Raw genomic sequence first — 21887 nt, forward strand, 5'->3', positions numbered from 1 at the left:
CTCACGCTGCCTGCCTTGTGGTGCGCTGCTCGATGCGCTTCTCGTAGTTCTTGCCGACGAACAGCCGCTGCACGAAGATGCCCGGCGTGTGGATGTGATCGGGGTCGATCTCACCGGGGCCGACAAGCTCTTCCACCTCGGCCACCGTCACCTTGCCCGCGGTCGCCATCATCGGGTTGAAATTGCGCGCGGTCTTGCGGAACACGAGGTTGCCGTAAGGGTCCGCTTTCCACGCCTTCACGATGGAAACGTCCGCCACGAGGCCGGTTTCGAGGATGTACGTCTCGCCGCCGAACTCCTTGTGCTCCTTGCCCTCGGCAACGAGCGTGCCGACGCCGGTCTTGGTATAGAAGCCCGGGATACCCGCGCCGCCCGCGCGGATGCGCTCGGCGAGCGTGCCCTGCGGGTTGAATTCAAGCTGAAGCTCGCCCGACAGGTACTGGCGCTCGAACTCCTTGTTCTCGCCCACGTACGACGAGATCATCTTGGCGACCTGGTGGGTTTTCAGCAGCAGGCCGAGCCCGAAATCGTCGACGCCCGCGTTGTTGGAGATGAACGTCAGGCCCGTCGTGCCCGAATCGCGGAGCGCCGTGATCAGGTTTTCCGGAATGCCGCAGAGGCCGAAGCCGCCGGACATCACCGTCATGCCGTCGAAAAGCAGGCCATCAAGGGCGCTCACCGCGTCGTCGTAAAGCTTGTTCGCCAAGGGGAACCTCCCGCGCTGCAGCAAAGAATGTCGCCCTGCTAGCGCACGCGCTGCGCTTAGGAAAGAGTAGGTTTTCTGTAAAATTCTTTGCATAAGCGCGGCGCCATGACACTGACGACACCCACGCTCTATCTCGCCCGCCACGCCGAAACCGTGTTCAACGCCGCCGCCCGGATGCAGGGGCACATGGGCCACACGCCGCTCACCCGCAACGGCATCCGGCAGGCCGACGACATGGGCCGCGCCCTGCGCGCGGCGCTCGGCCCGAAGCCCGATATCGATCTCTGGGCTTCGCGCTCCGGCCGCACGATGCAGACCGCGGCGATCATCGCCGAGCATCTGGAACGCGATTTCTTCGATATCCGCGCCGACGACCGGCTGCTCGAGATCGATGTCGGCGACTGGGAAGGCCGCCTCTATCACGATATCGTCGCCGAATCCGGCCCGGTCATGTGTCCGGATCGCCGTATTTTCCTGCGCCAGCCCCCGAACGGCGAATGGTATCCGGATATCGCCCGCCGGCTTCAAAACTGGCTCGCGGGCCTCGATCCGGCACGTCCCGCGCTCGTCATCAGCCACGGCATCACCGCCCGCGTGCTGCGCGGCGCGCTCGTTGGCGGCACCCCGTTCGAGCCCGGCTGCGTACCGCTGGCGAAGGATGCGCCGCAGGGCACGGTGTTCCGCATCGAAGGCGGCCGTGAAGAGCCGATCCACGTCGGCCACGGCAGCGTGGATGGCAAAGCGAAGGGCTTCTAGTCAAAACGGCGCAAAAGCCTTACAGGACGCGCCATGCCCACTGCAGCCATGACGATTCCCGGCGGGACCGATCCCGTCCCCGTGCCCCGCGCGCCGACCGCGCGTGAAGACGGCCGCATCGACCTCGTCGGCCTGAACAAGGCGGAGATGGCGGCGGCGCTGGTCGCGGCGGGCGTGCCGGAAAAACAGGCGAAGCTGCGCGCCAAGCAGGTCTGGCACTGGATCTACCACCGCGGTCTCACCGATTTCGCGGGCATGACCGACATCGCGAAGGAGACGCGCGCGCTGCTCGCCGAACGGTTCGTCGTCGGCCGCCCCGAAGTGACGCTCCAGCAGGTTTCGACCGACGGCACGCGCAAGTGGCTGCTAAAAACCGACGACGGCAACGAATACGAGATGGTGTTCATCCCGGACGCGGACCGGGGCACGCTCTGCGTCTCCAGCCAGGTCGGCTGCACGCTCAACTGCCGCTTCTGCCACACCGGCACGATGAAGCTTGTCCGCAACCTCACGGCGGGTGAGATCGTCGGGCAGGTGATGCTGGCGCGCGACACGCTCGGCGAATGGCCGCAGCCGGGCGAGGACCTGACCGGCGAGGCGCGGATGCTTTCCAACATCGTGATGATGGGAATGGGCGAGCCGCTCTATAATTTCGACAATGTTTCCAAGGGTCTCGGCATCGTCATGGACGAGACGGGCCTCGCGCTCAGCCGCCGCCGCATCACGCTCTCGACAAGCGGCGTCGTGCCGATGATGGCGCGCGCGGGCGAAGAGATCGGCGTCAACCTCGCCGTCTCGCTCCATGCCGTGACGAAGGACGTGCGCGATGAGATCGTGCCGATCAATCGCAAATACGGCATCGAAGAGCTCTTGAAGGCCTGCGCCGACTATCCGGGCGCCAACAACGCGCGCCGCATTACGTTCGAATACGTGATGCTCAAGGACAAGAACGATTCGGATGAGGACGCACGCGAGCTCGTCCGCCTGATCCGCAAGTACAAGCTCCCCGCGAAGGTGAACCTCATCCCGTTCAACCCGTGGCCGGGCGTGGCCTACGAATGCAGCGACGACGACCGCATCGCGCGCTTTTCGGACATTATCTTCAAGGCGGGCATCTCGGCGCCGGTTCGCACCCCGCGCGGGCGCGACATCATGGCCGCGTGCGGCCAGCTGAAAAGCGAGAGCGAGCGGCTATCACGCGCAGAGCTTGATCGGATCGCAGCGGAAAAGCAGGCCGCGCTGGCCTGACAGGGCCAACGGCAAGCAATAAAATCAAGCGGTGGGAAGCAGTTCCAGCGTCACGTCGGTAAGCCCGGCGTTGATCATGCCGAGCTCGCGGGCCGCGGCCTTCGAAACGTCGATCACGCGGTTGCTGCCGCCGAAGGGGCCGCGATCGTTGACGCGTACGGTCACGCTGCGGCCGGTCTTCTCGCAGGTTACCTTCACCCGGCTGCCCATCGGCAGGGTGCGGTGCGCCGCGGTCATCTCGTCCTGGTCGAAGATTTCGCCGTTCGCCGTGCGGCGGCCGTCAAACTTGTCGGCATAGTAGCTGGCGCGGCCGGTCCCGATCAGCTGCAGCTCCGCTTCGCTCGCGAACACGGCGTCTTCGGCATCGACCGTAGCGGAAAGCTCGTCGGCAAGCGATGAAGCCGGCGTTGAGGCGTCGGCGAAGGCGCAAAGCGCAAGCGCCGTGGCTGCCGCAGCCGTTGCGCGGATCCAGCGTCCGCGAATCTGAAAGAGATTGGCCCCAATCACGATTTTGTCACTGACGACTTCGCTTCGCCGCATCCACTCGCCTGCGATGAAGCGTTTCAAACTCGCGTTCCGGCGAGAGGGTTAACGGGGATTTGCATGGCTCAAGTTCTTGATTAGGGTCACACCATGCTGCTGCTGGATCGTATGCTGAAGCGGCTCGTCCGCGACGGCGAGCTGACGGTGACGACTTCGGATCGGCGTGTCCGCCGCTATGGCAGGCCGCATCCGGCGCTGGTGCCCGTCTCGCTGCATTTCACCGATGCGCGCACGCCGCTGCGCATCGCGCTCAATCCGGCGATCGCTGCCGGGGAGGCCTTCATGGACGGCCGGATGCAGTTCACCGCGGGCAGCATTTCAGAGCTGCTCGACCTCGTCGCGTGGAATGCCCGCTGGTCCGACGACAACAATATCCGCAGCGAAACCCGCCGCGCCCAAAGCATCGGCGCCTACCTCTATCAGCTGAACTACCGCCGCGCCGCGAAGCGCAACGTCGCGCACCACTACGACCTTTCGGACCGGCTCTACGACCTCTTCCTCGATGCGGATCGGCAATACAGCTGTGCCTACTACCGCGCGGATGACGAGACGCTCGAACAGGCGCAGGTCGACAAGAAGGCGCACATTGCCGCGAAACTGGCCCTGAAGTCGGGGCAGAAGGTGCTCGACATCGGCTGCGGCTGGGGCGGCATGGCGCTCTATCTGAACCGCGTCGCCGACGTGGACGTGCTCGGCATCACGCTGTCGGAGGAGCAGCTCAAGGTCGCGCGCCGCCGTGCCGCGGACGCCGGCGTCGCGGACCGTGTCCGGTTCGAGCTCATCGACTATCGCGACGTGGAAGGCAGGTTCGACCGGATCGTCTCGGTCGGCATGTTCGAGCATGTCGGTATTCCGAACTACCGCACCTTCTTCCGCCATGTGCGCGAACTGCTCACCGAAGATGGCGTCGCACTGCTTCACACGATCGGCCGCGCGGACGGGCCGGGCGCGACCGACGCGTTCACCGCGAAGTACATCTTCCCCGGCGGTTATTCGCCCGCGCTTTCGGAAATCGTGCCCGCGATCGAGCGCGAAATGCTGTGGATCACCGATGTCGAGGTGCTGCGCCTCCATTATGCGAAAACGCTGGAGGAATGGCTGCGCCGCACGGAGGCCGCGAAGGCGGAGATCGTGCAGCTCTACGACGAGCGCTTCTACCGCATGTGGACCTTCTACCTCGCTGCCGCGCGCGGTGCGTTCCGGCATGACGGGCACGTCAATTTCCAGATCCAGCTCGCGCGCCGCCGCGATGCGCTGCCGATCACGCGCGACTACATGGCCGAGGCCGAAGCGCGTTACGCCGGGATGATATGAGCCACCGCTTCTTCGGGCGCTCGCGCGCCGCACTCGGTCTTGCGAGTGCCGCCATGCTGGTTCCGCCCTGGCTCCTGATGAGCCCGAAAAGCGTGCCCGCAAAGGCGCTGGAGCGCCGCTTCCACCGCACGATCGCGGCGGGCTTCGGCCTGCGTCCGCAGGTGCTGGGCACGCCGGGTGCGGCGGGCACCATGTTCGTCGCCAATCACATCAGCTGGGCGGATATCATCAGCGTCGCGGCGGTGGTGGATACGGATTTCGTCGCGAAGGCCGATGTCGCCGCCTATCCGGGTATCGGCGCGCTCGCCGGGCGCACCGGCACGATCTTCGTCGAGCGTGAACGGCGCTCGCAGGCGGTGAGCCAGATGGAGGCGATCCGGAAACGTCTAATTGCTGGTCGCCGCGTGCTGATGTTCCCGGAAGGCACCACGTCGGATGGCCGCGGCCTGCTGCCCTTCCGCAGCAGCCTGTTCGCGGCGGCGGACGCGGCCGTTGCCGTTCAGCCCGTCACCATCCGCTACACCGCGCCCGGCGGCGGACCGCTCGATCCGGCGGCGCTCGATGCGATCGCGTGGATCGGCGACGAGGACATGCTGCCGAATGCGCTCGCACTCGCGCGCCTGCGTGCCGGTGTCGTCCTCCATTTCCACGAGCCGGTCGCCGCATCCGACTTCGATACGCGCAAGGCGCTTGCCGAGCATTGCCGCGACGTGATGCTGCGCCATTATCAGCCGTGAAACGGGGCCGCCCAGTCTCTCCCACGAAATTTCTTCAATATATTCATCCGGGCTGCAGGGAATAACCTGTACGTCGTACGTATGGCGTTTGTGGCGACGGTCCGTTGCCATCTGAAATCGAACAAGGTGCGTGTGAAGAAGCTGTTTCCCTTGCTTTCCGGGCTGGCGCTCGCCGCGTGCGCGGCCGGGCCGGATTACCGGGCGCCCGTCCCCGCCGCGCTCGGCGTGCCTGCCGCGTGGAGCGACGGCAGTGCCGCGCCCCAGGGCGACGCTGCGCTTGCTGAATGGTGGCGCGTCTACAACGATCCGGTGCTCGACGGGTTCGTCGCGCGCGCCGTGGAAAACAACCTCGATATCGCGCAGGCGGTGTCGCGGCTTCGGCAGGCGCGCGAATCGCTCCGGCAGTCGCAGGCGGATTTCCTGCCGTCGGTCAGCGCCTCGGGCAGCGGCGGGCGCAATTTCCGCGAAGGCTCGTCTGACAGCAGCAGCTATTCGCTCGGTGCCGACGCGTCGTGGGAGATCGACCTGTTCGGCGGCACCCGCCGCGCGGTCGAAGCCTCGCGCGCCGATCTCTCCGCGGCGGGCTACAGCCTTGCGAACGTGCGTGCGGCGATCATTGCCGAAACTGTCAGCAACTATGTCACCGCGCGGCTCGCGCAGGAACGCCTGCGCATCGCGCGCGACACGCTGAAAACGGTCGAGGACAACTACGATATCGCGCGCTGGCGCGTAGAGGCCGGTCTCGTGTCGTCGCTCGATGCGGAGCAGGCGCGCGCGCAGCTCGCGCAGAACCGCGCGTCGATCCCGTCGATCGAGCAGAGCCTCGCGGGCGCGCTCAATCGCATCGCAGTGCTCACGGGCGAAGCGCCCGGAGAAGCGACGCGCGCGCTTGAAGCCGCCGCGCCGATCCCGGATGCGCCCGATGCGATCACCGCCGGAATCCCGGCCGATACGCTCCGCCAGCGGCCGGACGTGCGTCAGGCCGAACGTGCGCTCGCGGCGGCGACGGCGAACATCGGCGTCGCGCAGTCGGCGCTTTACCCGTCGCTCAACATCAGCGGGAACGTGGGTACGAGCGCGCTGTCGCTCGGCGGTCTCGGCGACATCATCACCGGCGGGCTGTTCGCCTCGATCGGCCAGCTCATCTTCGACGGCGGTGCCACGGCCTCGCGTGTGCGTGCCCAGCGCGCGGCGGCGGATCAGGCATTCTCCGCCTATAAGGCGTCGGTGCTCGGCGCGCTCGAGGACGTTGAAAACGCGCTTGTCGCCCTGAAAACTGCGCGCGAGCGGCAGGTGCAGTACGTCGAGGCTTACGATGCGGCGAACACCAGCGCGATGCTGGCGCGCAGCCAGTATCAGGCGGGCCTCACCGATTTCCAGACGTTGCTCAGCACCGAACAGTCGTTGCTGTCGGCGCGGGAGAATCTAGCCCAGACACAGGGCGATGAAGTGCTCGCGGCCGCGCAGCTTTACAGCGCGCTTGGCGGCGGATGGCAGACAATGAACCCGATTGACGGATGGCAGCCCGAATGAACGACACCAACACCCAGCCGCTCGATGATTTCCTCGGCGCGCAGCCACAAAAGCCGTGGCGCAAATGGGCGATCTATGCGGGGCTCGCCGTCGCAGCGATCGTCCTCATCCTCGTCGTCCGCAGCTTCCTCTCCGATGATGCGCCGCAATACGACACGCGTCCCGTCGAGCGCGGCGACCTCACCGTCACGGTCTCGGCGACGGGCAATCTGAAACCGATCAATCAGGTCGATGTCGGCTCCGAACAGTCGGGCCTCATCACCAAGGTGTTCGTCGACGTGAACGACCGCGTCACGCGCGGCCAGCAGCTCGCCGAGCTCGATACCTCGCGGCTTCAGGATACGGTGGCGCAGTCGCGCGCGCAGGTGGCATCCGCCGAGGCGGGGGTCGCGCAGGCGAAGGCGAGCGCCGCGCTCGCGAAGGCAACGCTCGACCGGCAGGAGGAAGTCTCCCGCCTTTCGGGCGGCCGCGTCCCGTCGAAGACCGAGCTGGACAGCGCCCGCGCGAACTACAGCCAGGCTGTCGCCAGCCTGCGCTCGGCGGAGGCGCAGGTGCTCGTCGCGAAAGCCCAGCTCTCGTCGGCGCAGACCAATCTTTCGAAGGCGCGCATCGTCTCGCCCGTCACCGGCGTCGTGCTCTCGCGCGATATCGAGCCCGGCCAGACCGTCGCCGCCTCGCTGAACGCGCCGGTGCTGTTCACCATCGCCGAGGATCTGAAGCAGATGGAGGTCGAGGTCTCGGTCGACGAGGCGGACGTCGGCCAGGTGAAGGACGGCCAGCCTGCGAATTTCAGCGTCGATGCGTTCCCCGGCCGCAGCTTCCCGGCGAAGGTCACGCGCGTGAACGTCGGCTCGAACGCCAGTTCGAGCAGCAGCTCCTCGTCCTCTTCTTCCTCGTCGAGCAGCACCAGCACGGTCGTCGCCTACACGGCGGTCTTGAACGTCGACAACCGCGACGAGACGCTGCGCCCCGGCATGACCGCGACGGCCGATATCGTCGCGACCCGCGTCGAAAACGTGCTTCTGGTGCCGAACGCCGCGCTTCGTTTCAATCCGGCGACGCAGTCCGGCGGCAGCGCGCGGAGCGGCGGCATCACCGGGCAGATCGTCGTCATGCGCCCGGGTCGCGGCAGCGCGCAGAAGTCGGTCGGCTTCGGTGCGGGCAGCACGCAAACCGTTTATGTGGTCGGCGAAGACGGCACGCCGAAATCGATCGAAGTCATCGTCGGCGAAAGCGACGGCACCAACACGGCGATCCGCAGCGGCGATCTCAAGGACGGGATGAAGGTCATCGTCGGCCAGCTCGTCGTCGGGCAGGAAGCACCGCAGCAGCGCGGGCAGCGCTCGGGCGCCAACGGCAGCGGCAGTTCGGGGGGTAGCCAGCGTTCGGCGGAAAAGGCCGGCAATGGCCGATGATCCGATCATCCGCCTGCGCGGGATCACCAAAACCTACGGCACCGGCGCGACCGCGTTTCAGGCGCTGAAGGGCGTCGATCTCGATATCGCACGCGGGGATTTCGTCGCGGTGATGGGTCCGTCGGGATCGGGCAAATCGACCGCGATGAACATCCTCGGCTGCCTCGATGTGCCGACGAGCGGCGAATACCTCTTTCGCGGCCACCATGTCGAAACGCTGGACCGCGATCAGCGCGCGCTGCTCCGTCGCCGTTATCTCGGCTTCGTGTTCCAGGGCTTCAACCTGCTCTCGCGCACCACTGCGCTCGAAAACGTCGAGCTGCCGCTGCTCTATCGCGGCGAGGACCGGCGAGAGCGCTACGAGCGCGGCATGGCGGCGCTCGAAAAGGTCGGCCTCAAGGATTGGTGGGACCATACGCCCGCCGAGCTTTCCGGCGGTCAGCAGCAGCGCGTCGCGATCGCGCGCGCCATCGTGACGAGCCCCGACGTGCTGCTTGCCGACGAACCGACCGGCAACCTCGATACGGAGCGTTCTTTCGAGATCATGGAGCTGCTCACCGATCTCAATCGCAGCGGCATCACCGTGCTGATGGTCACGCACGAGCCCGACATGGCCGCGTTTGCGCGCACCATCGTGCATTTCCGCGACGGCCTCGTCGAACGCATCGAAAACACCGGAAAGGCGGGGGCGTAACGGATGCTCGGCACCACGGTCACGCTCGCCTTCCGCGCCATCATGCGCCACAAGCTGCGCTCGTTCCTCACCACGCTCGGCATCATCATCGGCGTCGCCGCTGTCGTCACCATGACGACGCTCGGCAATGGCGCGACGGCCGCGGTGCGCGAACAGATCGCCAGCCTCGGCGCGAACATTCTCCAGCTTCGCCCCGGCCAGGGTTTCGGGCGCGGCGGCGGCGGCCCGCGCCCGCCCGATTTCAAGCCCGAGGATGTCACCGCCATCGAAAGCCAGCTCACCGGTGTGCGCGCGGTCGCGCCGATGGCGCAGTCGTCGGGCACCGCGATCTATGAAGGCAACAACTGGAACACCACGGTCAACGGCACCACGGCCTCTTACTTCGAGGCGCAGCAGTGGCCGCTGAACAGCGGCCGACTGTTCATGCCGGAAGAGGAGCAGGCGGGTAAGCCCGTCTGCATCATCGGCAACACGCTGAAGAACAACCTGTTCCGACAGGCCGATCCGCTCGGTAAGCGCTTCCGCATCAAGGGTGTCTCGTGCCAGGTGATCGGTGTGCTCGGCACGCGCGGGCAGGGCGGCTTCGGGCAGGATCAGGACGATGTCGTCGTCATGCCGATCAAGTTCGTGCAGCGGCGTTTCACGGGTGATCGCGACATCGGCCAGATCATGGTCGCGGTGGATGACGCCTACGACACGCAGACCGTGCAGGCCTCGCTAGAAGACCTGATGCGCGAGCGGCGCAAGATCAAGCCGGGCGACGCGGACAATTTCAACGTCTTCGACACCAAGCAGATCTCCGATACGCTCACCGGCACAACCACGATCCTCACGCAGATCGTCGGCGCGGTCGCTGCGATCTCGCTGCTCGTCGGTGGCATCGGCATCATGAACATCATGCTGGTGTCGGTGACGGAGCGCACGCGCGAGATCGGCATCCGCCTGGCCATCGGTGCGGTGGCGCGCGAGGTGCTGCTGCAGTTCCTTGTCGAAGCCGTGGTGCTGTCGTGCCTCGGCGGACTCATCGGCCTCGTTATCGCGCTGTTCGCCTCGATTGCGATCGCGCCGCTAATGCAGGTGCCCTTCATTTTCGACCTGAAGATCAACGTGCTCGCGTTCATCTTCTCGGCGGCGATCGGCGTGGTGTTCGGCTATTTCCCGGCGCGGCGCGCGGCCTCGCTCAATCCCATCGACGCGCTCCGCCACGAATGACGGCCCGCAGCGCCGAGCTTCGGGCCTATGTGATGCTGGCGCTCGTGATGCTGTTCTGGTCGGGCAACGCCATTGTCGGGCGCGCCGTGCGGGGCGATGTCCTGCCGTTCACGCTCGCCTTCGTGCGCTGGCTCGGCGCGTTTCTCCTGCTCGCGCCCTTCGCGCTGCGCCATGTGGCTGCGGACAGAGAGGTTCTGCTGCGGCACTGGCGCCCCGTGCTGGTTCTCGGCCTTGTCGGGGTCGCTGCGTTCAACGCGTTCCTCTATTCGGGGCTGCGGTACACGACCGCGACCAACGGGATGCTTTTGCAGGCCGCGATCCCGGCGCTCGTGCTCGTCGTCGATGCGCTCGCTTTCCGGGTGCGCGCGTCTGCGTCGCAGATCGCGGGTGTCGGGCTTTCGATCCTTGGTGTCGGCGTCGTGCTGTTCCCGGATTTCGCCTCGGTGCTCCGTCTGCACTTCGGGCGCGGCGATACGCTTGTCCTCGCGGCGGTGGTCGCGTGGGCGATCTACACGAGCCTTTTAAGGCTTCGTCCCGATGTGCACCCGCTGTCGTTTCTCGCCGTCACCTTCGCCATCGGGGTCGCCGCGATGCTGCCGTTCGCGATGTTCGAATGGCGGCACGCACCCCCGATCGATTGGCGGCCGGAGATCATCGGCGCGTTTCTTTACGTGGCGCTGTTCCCGTCGCTTGCCGCCTATTTCCTGTTCAACGCTGCGGTCGGGATGATCGGGGCGGCGAAGGCGGGCCAGTCGATCACGTTGATGCCGGTGTTCGGCGCGCTGCTTGCGGCGGCGCTGCTCGGCGAACCGCTCGGCCCGCGTCATTTCGCGGGCATGGCGCTCATCCTCTGCGGCATCGGCGTGTCGGTGTTCCTGGCGCGGAAGCCGGGCTGAAGAATACCCGCGCCAGCATGTCAATTGCCCTCTGCCATGGCATTGCCTTATTGCGGCATCATAGGGGGGACCATGCTTTCTCAACGGACGCGGTATACAATTCGCGCGCTCCAGCACCTCGCCGACCATTATGGCGAGGGGCCGATCCGCCTCGTCGACATCGCAGACGCGCAGAACATCCCGAAAAAGTTCCTGACCGTGATCCTTTCGGAGTTCAGCCGTCTCGGCATTGTCGGCACAAAACGCGGGCCTGACGGCGGCTACTGGCTCGCCGTGCCGCCCGTCGACGTGCGCTACGGCGACATCGTGCGGCTGACGCGCGGCTCGCTGGCGCTGGTGCCCTGCGCCAGCCGCTTCGACTACAAGCCCTGCGAGAATTGCGTCACCGAAGAGAAGTGCCGCCTGCACCGCCTGATGGTGATGGTGCGCGATGAAACCGCGCGCATCCTCGATACGGTTACGCTCGCGGACCCGATCCCGCTCCCGGAGTCTGAGCTGGCTCTCTAGCCGCCTCGATCGCGTCCTTCACCAGCGCGTCGTTGCCGATCTGGTTGACGAGCAGCAGGATCAGCCGCGCCGAAAAGCGCAGGCTCTCCGCTTCGCTCATCCCCGCCTGCGCGGCGATCATCGCCTCGTAGATATCGTCGGGCCGCGCCACGTTCGGCTTCGTTTCAAGGCTCATGCGGCTGCTCCTTCGGCGCGGGCGATGGCAGCGCTGATCTTCGCCGCCGTCGGCTGGCGCCAGCGCGCCGCGACATACTGGTCGGGCCGGATCAGGCAGGCGTTTCCCGGTGCAAGATCGTAGCGGTCCACGATCAGTGCTTCGCCCTCAACATCGATCACCGGCACCGGGGCGTCACCCTGCCAGCCGTTCGCGATCAGCCGGAAGCCGCCGCCGAGCGTGCCGAGCAGCCAGTCTCCGCCAAAGGGCGCGTCGAGCGCGGGCGATCCCGGCGCAACGCCGTCCCAGTCCGCATCCTCATCCGCCGTCGAAAGCGGGCTCGCGGGGTATGACACCGCCGTTGAAAGCCGCCCGCTGTTCACGAACGGCCGCGCGAACGCATGTTCGCCCGCAAGGCTGAGCACGGCATCGCGGTAGGCGGCGCTCGCGGTGGACTTGGGCGTCAGGAAGTCGGTCGAACGCGTCGAATTCAGGATATTCTCGTCCGCCGTCGTGATCGCCTCATGGTTGTAGCTCTCGAGCAGGCTTTCGGGTGCCTTGCCCTCCAGCACCCGCTCCAGCTTCCAGCCGAGGTTGTCGATGTCGGCAAGCCCGCCGTTGGCCCCGCGCGCGCCGAATGGCGAGACGAGGTGCGCGCTGTCCCCCGCGAACAGCACGCGCCCGTGCACGAAGCGCTGCATCCGGCGGCACTGGAACGTGTAGACGCTGTACCACTCACGCTCGAATTCGATTTCATCGCCCAGCATCGCGCGCACCAGCGGCTCGACGTTCTCAGGGCGCATCGCCGCCTCACGGTCGATGTTCCAGCCGAGCTGAAAATCGAGCCGCCACACGTCGTCGGGCTGCTTGTGCATCAGTGCGGACTGGCCGGGGTTGAACGGCGGATCGAACCAGAACCAGCGCTCGGCCGGATGCTCGCCCTTCATTTTGATGTCGGCGATGAGGAAATTATCCTCGAACACGCGCCCCTCGAAATCGAGGCCCATCAGCCCGCGCACCGTGGACTTGTTGCCGTCGCACGCGATCAGCCAGTCGGCGCTGAGCGTATAGCGCCCGCCCGGCGCTTCCACGGTCACGCTCACGCCGTCCGCCCGCGTATCGAGCGCGGTCAGTTCATGCCCCCAGCGGATGTCGACATTCGGATACTCAGCAAGCGCATCCACCAGGATCGCTTCCACGTGATACTGCTGCAGGTTGATGAACGCGGGCCGCCGCTGGTCCTTCACCGGCAGCAGATCGAATTCATAGATCGGCGTCGTGCTCTCGCCCCAGAACACCTTGCCGAGGTTCCACACGACACCCCGGTCCACCATCGCCTGGCCCACACCGAGCCGGTCCCAGATGTCGAGGCTGCGCTTCGAATAGCAGATGCCCTTGGAGCCAGCGGCGATGAAGTCGAGCCGGCTCAGCACCGTCACCTTGCGTCCCCGCCTTGCGAGGTCGAGCGCCATCGAAAGCCCCACCGGCCCCGCGCCGACGATCAGCGTTTCAAGATGTGCGCCATCCGTCCCCACCGGCGAAGCGCCGATAGAGCGGTGGACCGGAATGCCTGTCGTCATCGTGTCAGTCCTGAAGTTCAGCCCAAACCTCGCGGTCGCGCTCCATCGTCCAGATGCGCGGCCAGTCGATGCCGTCGAATTCGTCCCACAGCCGCTGTACGTCGAAGGGCAGGCAGTGCTCGAAGATCGGCCAGCGTCCGAATTTCGGGAACAGCGCCTCGTGCGTCGCCTCGAACGCTTGCTTCAGCGTGCCGCCCGCGCGGTGCACGGTGCCCACCTTGTCGATCATGGTCTTCAGGAATTCGCGCGTCTGCTCGATCGCGGCGTCGGTTTCGGCAAGGCCGCGCGGCACGCGCCCGCGCCCGCCGATCAGGTTCTCGGCGCGATAGGCCTTCACCTTGTCGAGCGTGCCCGCCGCCCAGTCCATGTGGAAGGCGTCGCCCGTGTAGAGCGCCGCTTCCGCCTCCACGAGGTCGCCCGCGAACAATGTCTTCGATTTGTCGTGCCACACCACGATGTCGCCCGCCGTGTGCCCGCGCCCGCAGAAGGCGAGGTCGAGCTTGCCGCGTGTTCCGCCGAGTTCGATTTCGAACGTATCGGCGAACGTCTGCGTCGGCCACGTCAGCCCCGGCACCGAATCCGGGTCCTTGAACAGGCGCGGCATCCGGCCGAACTCGCTGTCCCAGTCTTCCTTGCCGCGCTCCTCGATCAGCTTCCGCGTCATCTCGCTCGCAACGATATGCTCGGCCTCGAAGGCGCTCGCACCGAGCACGCGCACGGCGTGATAGTGCGTCAGGATCAGGTATTTCACCGGCTTGTCGGTGTGCTGGCGCAGCTTCGTCAGCCATTCGCGCGCGGCGACCGGCGTCGCGCGCGCCTCGATGGCGACAATGAAATCCTCGCCCTCGATCGCGCCCACATTGGGGTCGCCCTCGGCGGTCAGCGCGTAAACGCCGTCCGCCAGGATCTCCAGCGTCTCTGTCTTCTCGGCGGTGTCCGCCGACGATGCGAATGGTTTTGCCACGGATAAACCTCCTCATGTGTCACGCCGCATTCGCGGACCTTGAGGGGGACTTTAGCGGAAGGGACGGCAAGCGTCTGTCATCAGCTCTGATGACAAGACCCGCAACCGGGGCGCGGCCTTAGCGTAGCCCGTCCAGCATCTGGTCGATCACCGTCTCGGCGAGCGCCTCCACGGTGAAGCGGCCCGTGGGGCGGAACCATGTGTGCGACCAGTTGATCATGCCGAAATACAGCATGGCGCGCACGCGGGCTTCCTTTTCGGAAAGCGCAGGCGCGATCTCTCCGAAGGTGCGCGCGACAAGGTCCACAAGCATCCGCTCGGTATCCACGATGTGGCGCCGCCGCTCTTCGGGCAGCTTGTCGAGATCGTTCACCAGCACGCGGTGCCGCGCCGAAGCGTCGGCATAAAGCTCAAGGAACCCGTGCGTCAGCTTGCTGAACCGAGCGACAGGATCGGCCTCGCCCCGATACGCGTCCGCCACCTCGGCAAGCGCGCCGATGTGCCCGTCCATGATCTCGAACAGGATGTCCTCTTTGGACGCGAAATAATGATACAGCAGCGACTTCGACATGCCGCACGCGGCGGCAAGGTCAGCGATCGAGCAGCCGTGGAATCCCGAATGCGCGTAAAGCTCGGCAGCCTTGTCGAGCACGGCCATCCGCCGCTCGTCATAATCCGCCGCCTGTGTCCGGGCCACCCGCGCCCCTTTCGTTCGGGAATAATAGAGCGTTCGTGTCTAGGCGGTGCGCGCGGTGCCCGCAACGGTCCGTCTGGTGAATTTCCGCCCGTATGACAACGCCGTGGCTACGCCGGAGCGTATGTCAGCCTGACCACCTGCGCGCCGATGCGGTCGTGCGCCAGGAGCCGCAGCGACGGCCGCGACCCGGCGAAGACCGTTTTTCCCCCGCCGATCACGACGGGATGAACGTACAATCGATATTCGTCGATAAGGCGCAGCGCGGTCAGGCTTGCGGCCAGTTCCGGTCCGGCGACTTCGATCTCCCCGTCGAACCGCTCTTTCAGCGTGCGGATTGCCGTCTCCACGTTGTTGTCGACAAGCGTGGCATTCGGTCCGACCGACTTTAACGTGCGCGACACCACCCACTTCGGCAGGCTCCGCCATGCCGCCGCATATTCCCGCTGCGCGTCGTCCCAGTCGGAATGCTCCTCGTCCCAATAGCGCATCGTCTCATACATTCGGCGACCGTAAACGGCTGCGGACAGCCCGCGAACGTCGGCGATGAAATGATGAAAAACCTCAGGGTCAGGCGCAAACGCCATGTGATCGACGTAGCCGTCCAGCGATTGGTTCAAGGCATAAACGAGCTTCGACATATGGATTATCTACCCCGTCGCCCTCGACTCCCAAGTCTTTGTCACCATAATAAACGGCCAGTGAACATTGTAGTTATGAAACGCGGACGGGGGCAACGTAGCTAAGCTTTCGTATGACTGATCGATTTGAGAGATTGTTCGACCGTGCCGAGGCAATCTTGGAAGGGCGTCAGAACGGGCTTGGCATGCCAATCCTGCGACACTTGGCTTTCCGGCGGTATGGCCCGGCATTGTTGAGCCTGGCGTGTCGAATGACACAAAAGGGTACCCGCTTTGAATGGGGTCGTATCTGCCGAGCGTCCAGCGCTGCAGGAATGATGTATCGCGCGTACCGAATTGGCGAGATCAATGCGGCGCAAAACTTGGCAATGACGCGATTCAATATGGGCGACATGCAAGGCTATCGGCATTGGATGCACCGCGCTGCGAAAGCCGGTGACACCAATGCAGCTTATGAGTTGAAGCTGTTTGAAATACGGATGCCTCATCCCCTCGCGCGCAGGCTGCGTCGATTAAGGTCGTATCGTCGCGACGGTAGCTGACGAATGCAACCATCGCCACAAATACCCTACCCGCGCGGTCGTTTATCGACCACCCGCGCTGCCTTCCCCTGCGACCGTGGGAGCGATCCTGCGGGCTGGATGTCGATCTTCACGGAGATGCCGACCATGGTCTTGATGCGGTGGGCGAGCGTGTAGGCGTGCTCGGCGTGGGTGCTCTGGTCGGTGTCCTCGCGCGCCTCGACCGAAAGCCGCACCATGTCCATCCGGTCCGGGCGGGTCAGTTCAATGAGGAAGTGCGGCGCAAGCGCGGGGACCGAGAGGATATGCTCCTCGATCTGGCTCGGGAACACGTTCACGCCCCGGATGATCATCATGTCGTCGCTGCGGCCCGTGATCTTCGCCATGCGTCGCATGCTGCGCGCCGTGCCGGGGAGAAGCCGGGTGAGGTCGCGCGTGCGGTAGCGCACGATCGGCATCGCCTCCTTGGTGAGCGAGGTGAACACGAGCTCGCCCTCTTCGCCATCAGGCAGCACCGCGCCCGTCTCCGGGTCGATCACCTCGGGATAGAAATGGTCCTCCCAGATCGTGAGCCCGTCCTTGGTCTCCACGCACTCCTGCGCCACGCCCGGCCCCATCACCTCGGAAAGGCCGTAGATGTCGACAGCATCGATCGCGAAGGACCGTTCGATCTCGCTGCGCATCGCCTCGGTCCACGGCTCGGCGCCGAAGATGCCCGTCTTCAGCGAACTCGTCGCCGGGTCGATGCCCTGCCGCCGGAACTCGTCGAGGATCGCCAGCATGTAGCTTGGCGTCACCATGATGATCTCAGGGCTGAAGTCGGTGATCAGCTGCACCTGCTTCTCGGTCTGCCCGCCCGACATCGGGATCACCGTGCAGCCCAGCGCCTCCGCGCCGTAGTGCGCACCGAGCCCGCCGGTGAAGAGGCCGTAGCCGTACGCCACGTGCACCTTCATCCCCGGGCGCCCGCCCGCCGCATGGATCGAGCGCGCGACAAGGCTCGACCATGTGGCGATGTCGGCTTTCGTGTAACCCACCACCGTCGCCTTGCCCGTCGTCCCCGACGAGGCGTGGATGCGCGACAGCTTCTCCTGCGGCACCGCGAAGAAGCCGAACGGGTACGCGTCCCGCAAATCCGCCTTCGTCGTGAACGGGAACTTCGAAAGGTCACTCAGCGATTTCAGATCGTCAGGATGCACACCCGCCGCGTCGAACTTCGCCCGGTACGCAGGGTTGCCCGCATACGCATGGCTCAAGCTCTGCTTGAGGCGCTCCAACTGCAACGCACCAAGCTCATCTCGCGACGCATGCTCAATCGCGTCGAGGCCAACCGTGTCTGTCATGGGTTTACTTCTGCACTCACTCGGCCGGGGGCTGCAACACGCGGATCGGGTCGCTGCCGTCCCAGTTTTCCGACGCGGTCTTCATCATCGTGAAGAAGGCTTCGGTCTGGTCGGTCATCTCGATCAGTTCGATCATGCCCGGCAGCACGTCTGACGTGTCCATATAGGCCGCGCGCGCGCCGACGCCCGCGACGCCGTACAGAGCCATCTCGTGGCCGAGTGCCTTGTACTTGGCAACGTCCGCGTCGAAATCCGCGCACGAGACGGCGAAGTGGTGGAAGCCCCAGCCGCGCTTCTGCTGCACTTCGGTGTAGACCGAAGGCGTCTCCCAATTGTTCTGCTGGATGAGCTCAAAGCTCATCGAGCCCGAGAAGCCGATGGCGAGCGTGATGTCGAGCTCGGTGGGTTCACCCCGATACTGCGCATCAAGCAGCGGGAAGTGTTCGATCACGAACCACGGCCCGCAGTTCAGGCGCGGCATATAGTGTTTCATCGCCGTGGTGATGTCGGGCACGATGTAGGCGATCTGCATGATGCCGCCCATCGGCTGGCCGAAGTCCAGTGTGCGCACGGATAGTCTCCTAGTTGGTCAGGCTCATGCCGCCGTCCACGACGACGGCGGTGCCGGTGATGAAGCGTGCCTCGTCCGACACCAGGAACAGCACCGCGTTCGCGATATCCACGGCCTCCTGCCACGTCTTCATCGGCACCTTGGTGAGGAAGGCCTGCGCGGCGTCATCCTCGCTGATGCCGTGCTGCGCGGCGGTGCGCGCGATCAGCACGTCGTGCATCGGCGTGCGAACTTGGCCCGGGTGCACGCTGTTGCAACGGATCGCGTAGTTCTTCTCGCAGCAGTGCAGCGCGAGCGAGCGCGTGAACTGCGCCACCGCGGCTTTCGATGCGCCGTAGGCCGCGATGAACGGTGTCGGCACCAGCGCGCCGATCGACGACATGTTGACGATGGCGCCGCCGCCGCCTTTCGCGATGGCGGGCATCGCGTATTTGCAGGCGAGGAAGACGCTTTCCACGTTCACCGTGTTGATGCGGCGCCAGTCCTCGAGTTCGGCACCTTCGGGATCCATCGGGCTCTTGCTCGACGAGATGCCGGCGTTGTTGACGAGCCCGTCGATGCGGCCGTGCTTCGCCATCGTGTCGGCGATTAGCGTCTTCCAGCCCGCCTCGTCGGCGACGTCCTGTTGCACGATGCCTTCGCCTGCGGCGATGTCGGTGCGGATCACGGTGGCGCCTTCTTCCGTCAGTCGCTTGGCGATTGCCGCGCCGAGGCCCGCCGCAGCGCCGGTGACGATAACGACCTTGTTTGAAACCCGTCCCATGATGTTCAGCCTTTCGTGTGCGCGCTGGAGGGGCCGGCAAGCTGCGCCCCGTCGATGATCAGCGGCGATCCGCTCAGCATGGCGGCTTCGTCCGAAACCGCGAAGAGGATCGCGTTCGCGATATCCTCGGGCTTTGCGATCCGGCCCATCGGCACCAGGCTCGCCATGCCCGCCACCATCGCCGCGCGGTTTCCTATCGCGTCGGCGATAGGATCCAGCATTTCGCTGTCCACATACGTCGGATGCACCGACACACACCGTATCGGTAGTCTTTGCTCCGCGCAGTAAAGCGCAACCGATTTGCTGAGCGTGGTGACGCCACCCTTCGAAGCGCAGTAGCCCGCCACATCCGAAATCCCCACGAGACCCGCGAGCGAGGAGACGTTGACGATCGCCCCGCTGCCCCCCGTCTCCGAGATCGCGCGGATCGCCGCCTGGCAACCGAGCATCACACCGGTGAGGTTCACGGCGATCATCTTGTTCCAGTGCTCGATCGTCAGGTCCATGATCGTACCCGGGAAACCAATGCCCGCGATGTTCGCGAGGCTGTCGAGCTTGCCGAAGCGCTTGACCGTGGCGGCGGTCGCCTCTGCCCACGCCGCTTCGCTCGTCACGTCGAGCGGAAGCGCGATCGCGGCCTCCCCGATCGCGGCGGCGGTCGCCTCGGCGCCCGCAAGATTGATGTCGGTCACACCGACCCGCGCACCTTCGCGTGCGAAGGCGATGGCGGTTGCACGGCCGATGCCGGAGGCCGCCCCGGTCACGATGGCGACTTTGCCTTGAAGGCGCATGATGTTCGAACCTCTCCCCAATGCCCCTGTGGGCAGTCCTCGCAGTGTTGCACGAAAGGCTAGAGGTGCGGCCGGTCATTCCAATAGCGGGAAACACCTAAGCACCTAGGTGTTTCCCGCCATTTCGGGACTCGGAACGCCGCGTCACAATGCATGTCTGAAAATCCGAAAAACGAGGGAGGTTTGATCATGGTCCTGCTGACGCGCGAGGATGCGCCCGACATTGAAGAGACGAAGCGCCACACGCCGGCGTTCTACAACATCCAGAATCTGCCTTGGCATGACTGGGTGATGCCGGAGACCTGGTTCAAGCTGCTCAACATCAATCCCTTCACCGGCGGTTTCACGATGCTGCTGAAGGTGGGGCCGAACAACACTGCGCCGGTTCACGGCCACGTTGGTTCGGTTGAGGGCATCCTCATCGAAGGCGGCTTCGGCTATGGCGACGACCGCGGCCGCGCCGGCGATTACGTCCGCGAGATGGGCGGCATCAACCACATTCCGAACACCGATGACGACGGCATGGTGATGTTCGCGGTCGTGAACGGGCCGCTGATGGGCTACAATGCCGACGGCAGCATCGCCGCTGTTGTCGATGCGAAGTTCATGTATGGTCTTGCCGCGGCGCAGGGTGCTGCCGATCACATCGAAAAGCCGGCTGACTGGTAAGGGGAACAATGCTGGGTTTGATGCAGGACAGCCCGCTGCTCATCAGCGGGCTGCTCAGCCACGCCGCTGCGGCGCACGGCAGGCGGCCGATCGTATCGCGTCTCGTGGACGAGCCTCTGTGGCGCTATGATTATGCCGGGCTCGCCGCGCGCGCAGCACGTGCTGCGCATTTGCTGCGCAGCATGGGCGTGGCGCCCGGCGACCGGATCAGCTCGCTCGGCTGGAACACGCATCGCCACATGGAGCTGATGTTCGCCGCGCCAGGCATCGGCGCCGTGCTGCACACGGCAAACCCGCGCCTCACCGACGAGCAGATCGCTTACACGATCGAACATGCGGGCAGTTCGATCCTGTTCTACGAGCGCAGCTTCGCGGACCTCGTCGAACGGCTGGCGCCCCGGTTGCCGCAGCTCACGCGCTTCGTGATGCTGAGCGATGCCGAGCACACCATTCCCGGCAGCGTCGGCGCAGAATCGTGGGAAACACTGATCGCAGATCAACCCGATACGATCGCATGGCCGCGCCTCGACGAGAATGCGGCGGCGTTTCTCTGCTACACCTCAGGCACCACGGGTCACCCCAAGGGCGTTGTCTACAGCCACCGCTCGACGGTTTTGCACGCGATGGCGGCGAGCCTGCCGTCGGCTTTCGGGCTCGACGTGTTCGATTGCATCATGCCGTGCAGCAGCTTCTATCATGCGACCGGCTGGGGGCTGCCCTTCGCGGGCGCGCTCAACGGCTGTGCGTTCGCGCTGCCGTGCGACCGGATGGACCCGGCAAGCCTGCACGAACTCGTCATCAGTGAAGGCGTCACCTTCTCGGGCGGCGTGCCGACGATCTGGACGATGTACCTCGATTATCTCCAGCGCACTGGCGGAATCGCAGGCAAGCTGCAGCGTCTGGTGATCGGCGGCTCGGCCGTGCCGCGCGCGATGGCGGAGGACTATTCGCGCACATACGGCGTCAAGGTGCTGCAGCTCTGGGGCATGACCGAACTCAATCCGCTCGGCGTCGTCGCGACGCCGACGCCCGCGCTTGCCGAAGGCGGCACGGATCATGTCGACGACATCATCTGGACGCGGCAGGGCCGGATGCAGTTCGGTGTCGAGCTGCGCATCACCGACGAGGAGAACCGCGTCCTCCCGCACGATGGCGAGACTTCGGGCGCACTCAAGGTGCGCGGACCGTGGACGATCGGACGCTATTATCGCGCGGAAGCCGACGCACTCGATGAAGACGGCTGGTTCGACACCGGTGACATCGCCACGATCGACGGCTACGGCTTCATGCGCATCACCGATCGCGCGAAGGACGTGATCAAGTCGGGCGGCGAGTGGGTCAGCTCGATCGATATCGAAAATATCGCGGTCGGCTTTCCCGGTGTGAAGGTCGCGGCGGTCGTAGGCGTACATCACCCCAAATGGGAAGAACGCCCTGTCCTCGTCCTCGATCTCTACGAGGATGCCGATGTGACCGAGGAAGCGATGCGCGCGCACCTCGCCCCGGCCATCGCGAAATGGTGGATGCCGGATCGTGTCTACTTCGATGCCGTGCCGCTCACGGCGACGGGGAAGATCGACAAGAAGACGCTACGCGCGCGCTACGTGAACTGTCTGGACGGGCCCGGAGCCTGAC

24 protein-coding genes are annotated in these 21887 nt (G+C 65.3%); 13 read left to right on the forward strand and 11 right to left on the reverse strand.

What is annotated here, in order from left to right; translation table 11 throughout:
* Window position 1: 1 nt before the first annotated feature.
* A complete protein-coding gene (locus tag ACE3TJ_RS10810; protein WP_374596064.1) occupies window positions 2–706 on the reverse strand; it encodes a CoA transferase subunit A in 705 nt (234 codons plus the stop codon).
* Window positions 707–811: 105 nt separating this feature from the next.
* Here ACE3TJ_RS10810 and ACE3TJ_RS10815 point away from each other — a divergent pair, with 105 nt between their 5' ends.
* Together ACE3TJ_RS10815 and rlmN are read left to right on the forward strand one after the other, a co-directional pair.
* A complete protein-coding gene (locus tag ACE3TJ_RS10815; protein ID WP_374596065.1) occupies window positions 812–1462 on the forward strand; it encodes a histidine phosphatase family protein in 651 nt (216 codons plus the stop codon).
* 33 nt (window positions 1463–1495) lie between these two features.
* A complete protein-coding gene (rlmN, locus tag ACE3TJ_RS10820) occupies window positions 1496–2710 on the forward strand; it encodes a 23S rRNA (adenine(2503)-C(2))-methyltransferase RlmN (protein ID WP_374596066.1) in 1215 nt (404 codons plus the stop codon).
* 24 nt (window positions 2711–2734) lie between these two features.
* On the opposite strand, the gene ACE3TJ_RS10825 is transcribed toward rlmN, so the two are convergent.
* Entirely contained in the window at window positions 2735–3277 is a 543-nt protein-coding gene (locus ACE3TJ_RS10825) for a septal ring lytic transglycosylase RlpA family protein (protein ID WP_374596067.1), read from the reverse strand.
* A gap of 66 nt (window positions 3278–3343) precedes the next feature.
* On the opposite strand from ACE3TJ_RS10825, the gene ACE3TJ_RS10830 reads away from it, so the two are divergent.
* The 8 genes from ACE3TJ_RS10830 to ACE3TJ_RS10865 all read left to right on the forward strand — a co-directional run bounded on the left by ACE3TJ_RS10830 (window position 3344) and on the right by ACE3TJ_RS10865 (window position 11561).
* Complete coding sequence (locus ACE3TJ_RS10830) at window positions 3344–4567, forward strand: class I SAM-dependent methyltransferase (RefSeq protein ID WP_374596068.1); 1224 nt, start codon at window positions 3344–3346, stop codon at window positions 4565–4567.
* Window positions 4564–5304, forward strand: coding sequence for a lysophospholipid acyltransferase family protein (locus ACE3TJ_RS10835; RefSeq protein ID WP_374596069.1), 741 nt, complete (start codon window positions 4564–4566; stop codon window positions 5302–5304). The genes ACE3TJ_RS10830 and ACE3TJ_RS10835 overlap by 4 nt, the downstream gene beginning before the upstream one ends.
* Window positions 5305–5385: 81 nt before the next feature.
* Entirely contained in the window at window positions 5386–6837 is a 1452-nt protein-coding gene (locus ACE3TJ_RS10840) for an efflux transporter outer membrane subunit (RefSeq protein WP_374596070.1), read from the forward strand.
* A complete protein-coding gene (locus ACE3TJ_RS10845; RefSeq protein ID WP_374596071.1) occupies window positions 6834–8252 on the forward strand; it encodes an efflux RND transporter periplasmic adaptor subunit in 1419 nt (472 codons plus the stop codon). Before ACE3TJ_RS10840 ends, ACE3TJ_RS10845 begins: the two co-directional genes overlap by 4 nt.
* Window positions 8242–8946, forward strand: coding sequence for an ABC transporter ATP-binding protein (locus tag ACE3TJ_RS10850; protein WP_374596072.1), 705 nt, complete (start codon window positions 8242–8244; stop codon window positions 8944–8946). Before ACE3TJ_RS10845 ends, ACE3TJ_RS10850 begins: the two co-directional genes overlap by 11 nt.
* Before the next feature lie 3 nt (window positions 8947–8949).
* Complete coding sequence (locus ACE3TJ_RS10855; RefSeq protein WP_374596073.1) at window positions 8950–10158, forward strand: ABC transporter permease; 1209 nt, start codon at window positions 8950–8952, stop codon at window positions 10156–10158.
* Window positions 10155–11054 (forward strand): DMT family transporter, encoded by a 900-nt coding sequence (locus ACE3TJ_RS10860; protein WP_374596074.1) that lies wholly within the window; start codon window positions 10155–10157, stop codon window positions 11052–11054. Before ACE3TJ_RS10855 ends, ACE3TJ_RS10860 begins: the two co-directional genes overlap by 4 nt.
* A 72-nt stretch (window positions 11055–11126) precedes the next feature.
* Window positions 11127–11561: an Rrf2 family transcriptional regulator gene (locus ACE3TJ_RS10865; RefSeq protein ID WP_374596075.1), complete on the forward strand. Its 435-nt coding sequence runs from the start codon at window positions 11127–11129 to the stop codon at window positions 11559–11561.
* Here the strand turns inward: ACE3TJ_RS10865 and ACE3TJ_RS10870 are convergent.
* From ACE3TJ_RS10870 to ACE3TJ_RS10890, 5 genes are all read right to left on the reverse strand, one after another.
* Window positions 11512–11736: a DUF2783 domain-containing protein gene (locus ACE3TJ_RS10870; protein WP_374596076.1), complete on the reverse strand. Its 225-nt coding sequence runs from the start codon at window positions 11734–11736 to the stop codon at window positions 11512–11514. The genes ACE3TJ_RS10865 and ACE3TJ_RS10870 overlap by 50 nt on opposite strands.
* The gene (locus ACE3TJ_RS10875) at window positions 11733–13295 is read right to left on the reverse strand and encodes an FAD-dependent oxidoreductase (protein ID WP_374596077.1); all 1563 of its coding nucleotides are present in this window, start codon (window positions 13293–13295) and stop codon (window positions 11733–11735) included. Before ACE3TJ_RS10875 ends, ACE3TJ_RS10870 begins: the two co-directional genes overlap by 4 nt.
* A gap of 4 nt (window positions 13296–13299) precedes the next feature.
* Window positions 13300–14259 (reverse strand): MBL fold metallo-hydrolase, encoded by a 960-nt coding sequence (locus ACE3TJ_RS10880; RefSeq protein WP_374596078.1) that lies wholly within the window; start codon window positions 14257–14259, stop codon window positions 13300–13302.
* 118 nt (window positions 14260–14377) lie between these two features.
* Complete coding sequence (locus ACE3TJ_RS10885; protein ID WP_374596079.1) at window positions 14378–14956, reverse strand: TetR/AcrR family transcriptional regulator; 579 nt, start codon at window positions 14954–14956, stop codon at window positions 14378–14380.
* 107 nt (window positions 14957–15063) lie between these two features.
* Complete coding sequence (locus ACE3TJ_RS10890) at window positions 15064–15594, reverse strand: dihydrofolate reductase family protein (protein ID WP_374596080.1); 531 nt, start codon at window positions 15592–15594, stop codon at window positions 15064–15066.
* A 113-nt stretch (window positions 15595–15707) separates the two neighbouring features.
* On the opposite strand from ACE3TJ_RS10890, the gene ACE3TJ_RS10895 reads away from it, so the two are divergent.
* Window positions 15708–16136 (forward strand): hypothetical protein, encoded by a 429-nt coding sequence (locus ACE3TJ_RS10895; protein ID WP_374596081.1) that lies wholly within the window; start codon window positions 15708–15710, stop codon window positions 16134–16136.
* Window positions 16137–16162: 26 nt separating this feature from the next.
* On the opposite strand, the gene paaK is transcribed toward ACE3TJ_RS10895, so the two are convergent.
* From paaK to ACE3TJ_RS10915, 4 genes are read right to left on the reverse strand one after another with little or no spacing between them, the layout of a single operon-like run.
* Window positions 16163–17458 (reverse strand): phenylacetate--CoA ligase PaaK, encoded by a 1296-nt coding sequence (gene paaK, locus ACE3TJ_RS10900; protein WP_374596082.1) that lies wholly within the window; start codon window positions 17456–17458, stop codon window positions 16163–16165.
* A gap of 16 nt (window positions 17459–17474) precedes the next feature.
* Window positions 17475–18029, reverse strand: coding sequence for a VOC family protein (locus ACE3TJ_RS10905; RefSeq protein ID WP_374596083.1), 555 nt, complete (start codon window positions 18027–18029; stop codon window positions 17475–17477).
* Between the two features lie 10 nt (window positions 18030–18039).
* On the reverse strand, window positions 18040–18792 hold the full coding sequence (locus ACE3TJ_RS10910) for an SDR family oxidoreductase (RefSeq protein WP_374596084.1): 753 nt from the start codon (window positions 18790–18792) through the stop codon (window positions 18040–18042).
* 5 nt (window positions 18793–18797) lie between these two features.
* Window positions 18798–19583 carry an SDR family oxidoreductase gene (locus ACE3TJ_RS10915; RefSeq protein ID WP_374596085.1) on the reverse strand — a complete coding sequence of 262 codons (786 nt, stop codon included), beginning with the start codon at window positions 19581–19583 and terminating at the stop codon, window positions 18798–18800.
* 189 nt (window positions 19584–19772) lie between these two features.
* On the opposite strand from ACE3TJ_RS10915, the gene ACE3TJ_RS10920 reads away from it, so the two are divergent.
* Window positions 19773–20252: a 2,4'-dihydroxyacetophenone dioxygenase family protein gene (locus tag ACE3TJ_RS10920; RefSeq protein ID WP_374596086.1), complete on the forward strand. Its 480-nt coding sequence runs from the start codon at window positions 19773–19775 to the stop codon at window positions 20250–20252.
* Between the two features lie 8 nt (window positions 20253–20260).
* Complete coding sequence (locus ACE3TJ_RS10925) at window positions 20261–21886, forward strand: long-chain fatty acid--CoA ligase (protein WP_374596087.1); 1626 nt, start codon at window positions 20261–20263, stop codon at window positions 21884–21886.
* Window position 21887 lies beyond the last annotated feature (1 nt).

The organism is Sphingosinicella sp., assembly GCF_041916975.1.
In the GTDB taxonomy this organism is placed as follows: Bacteria; Pseudomonadota; Alphaproteobacteria; order Sphingomonadales; family Sphingomonadaceae; genus Sphingosinicella.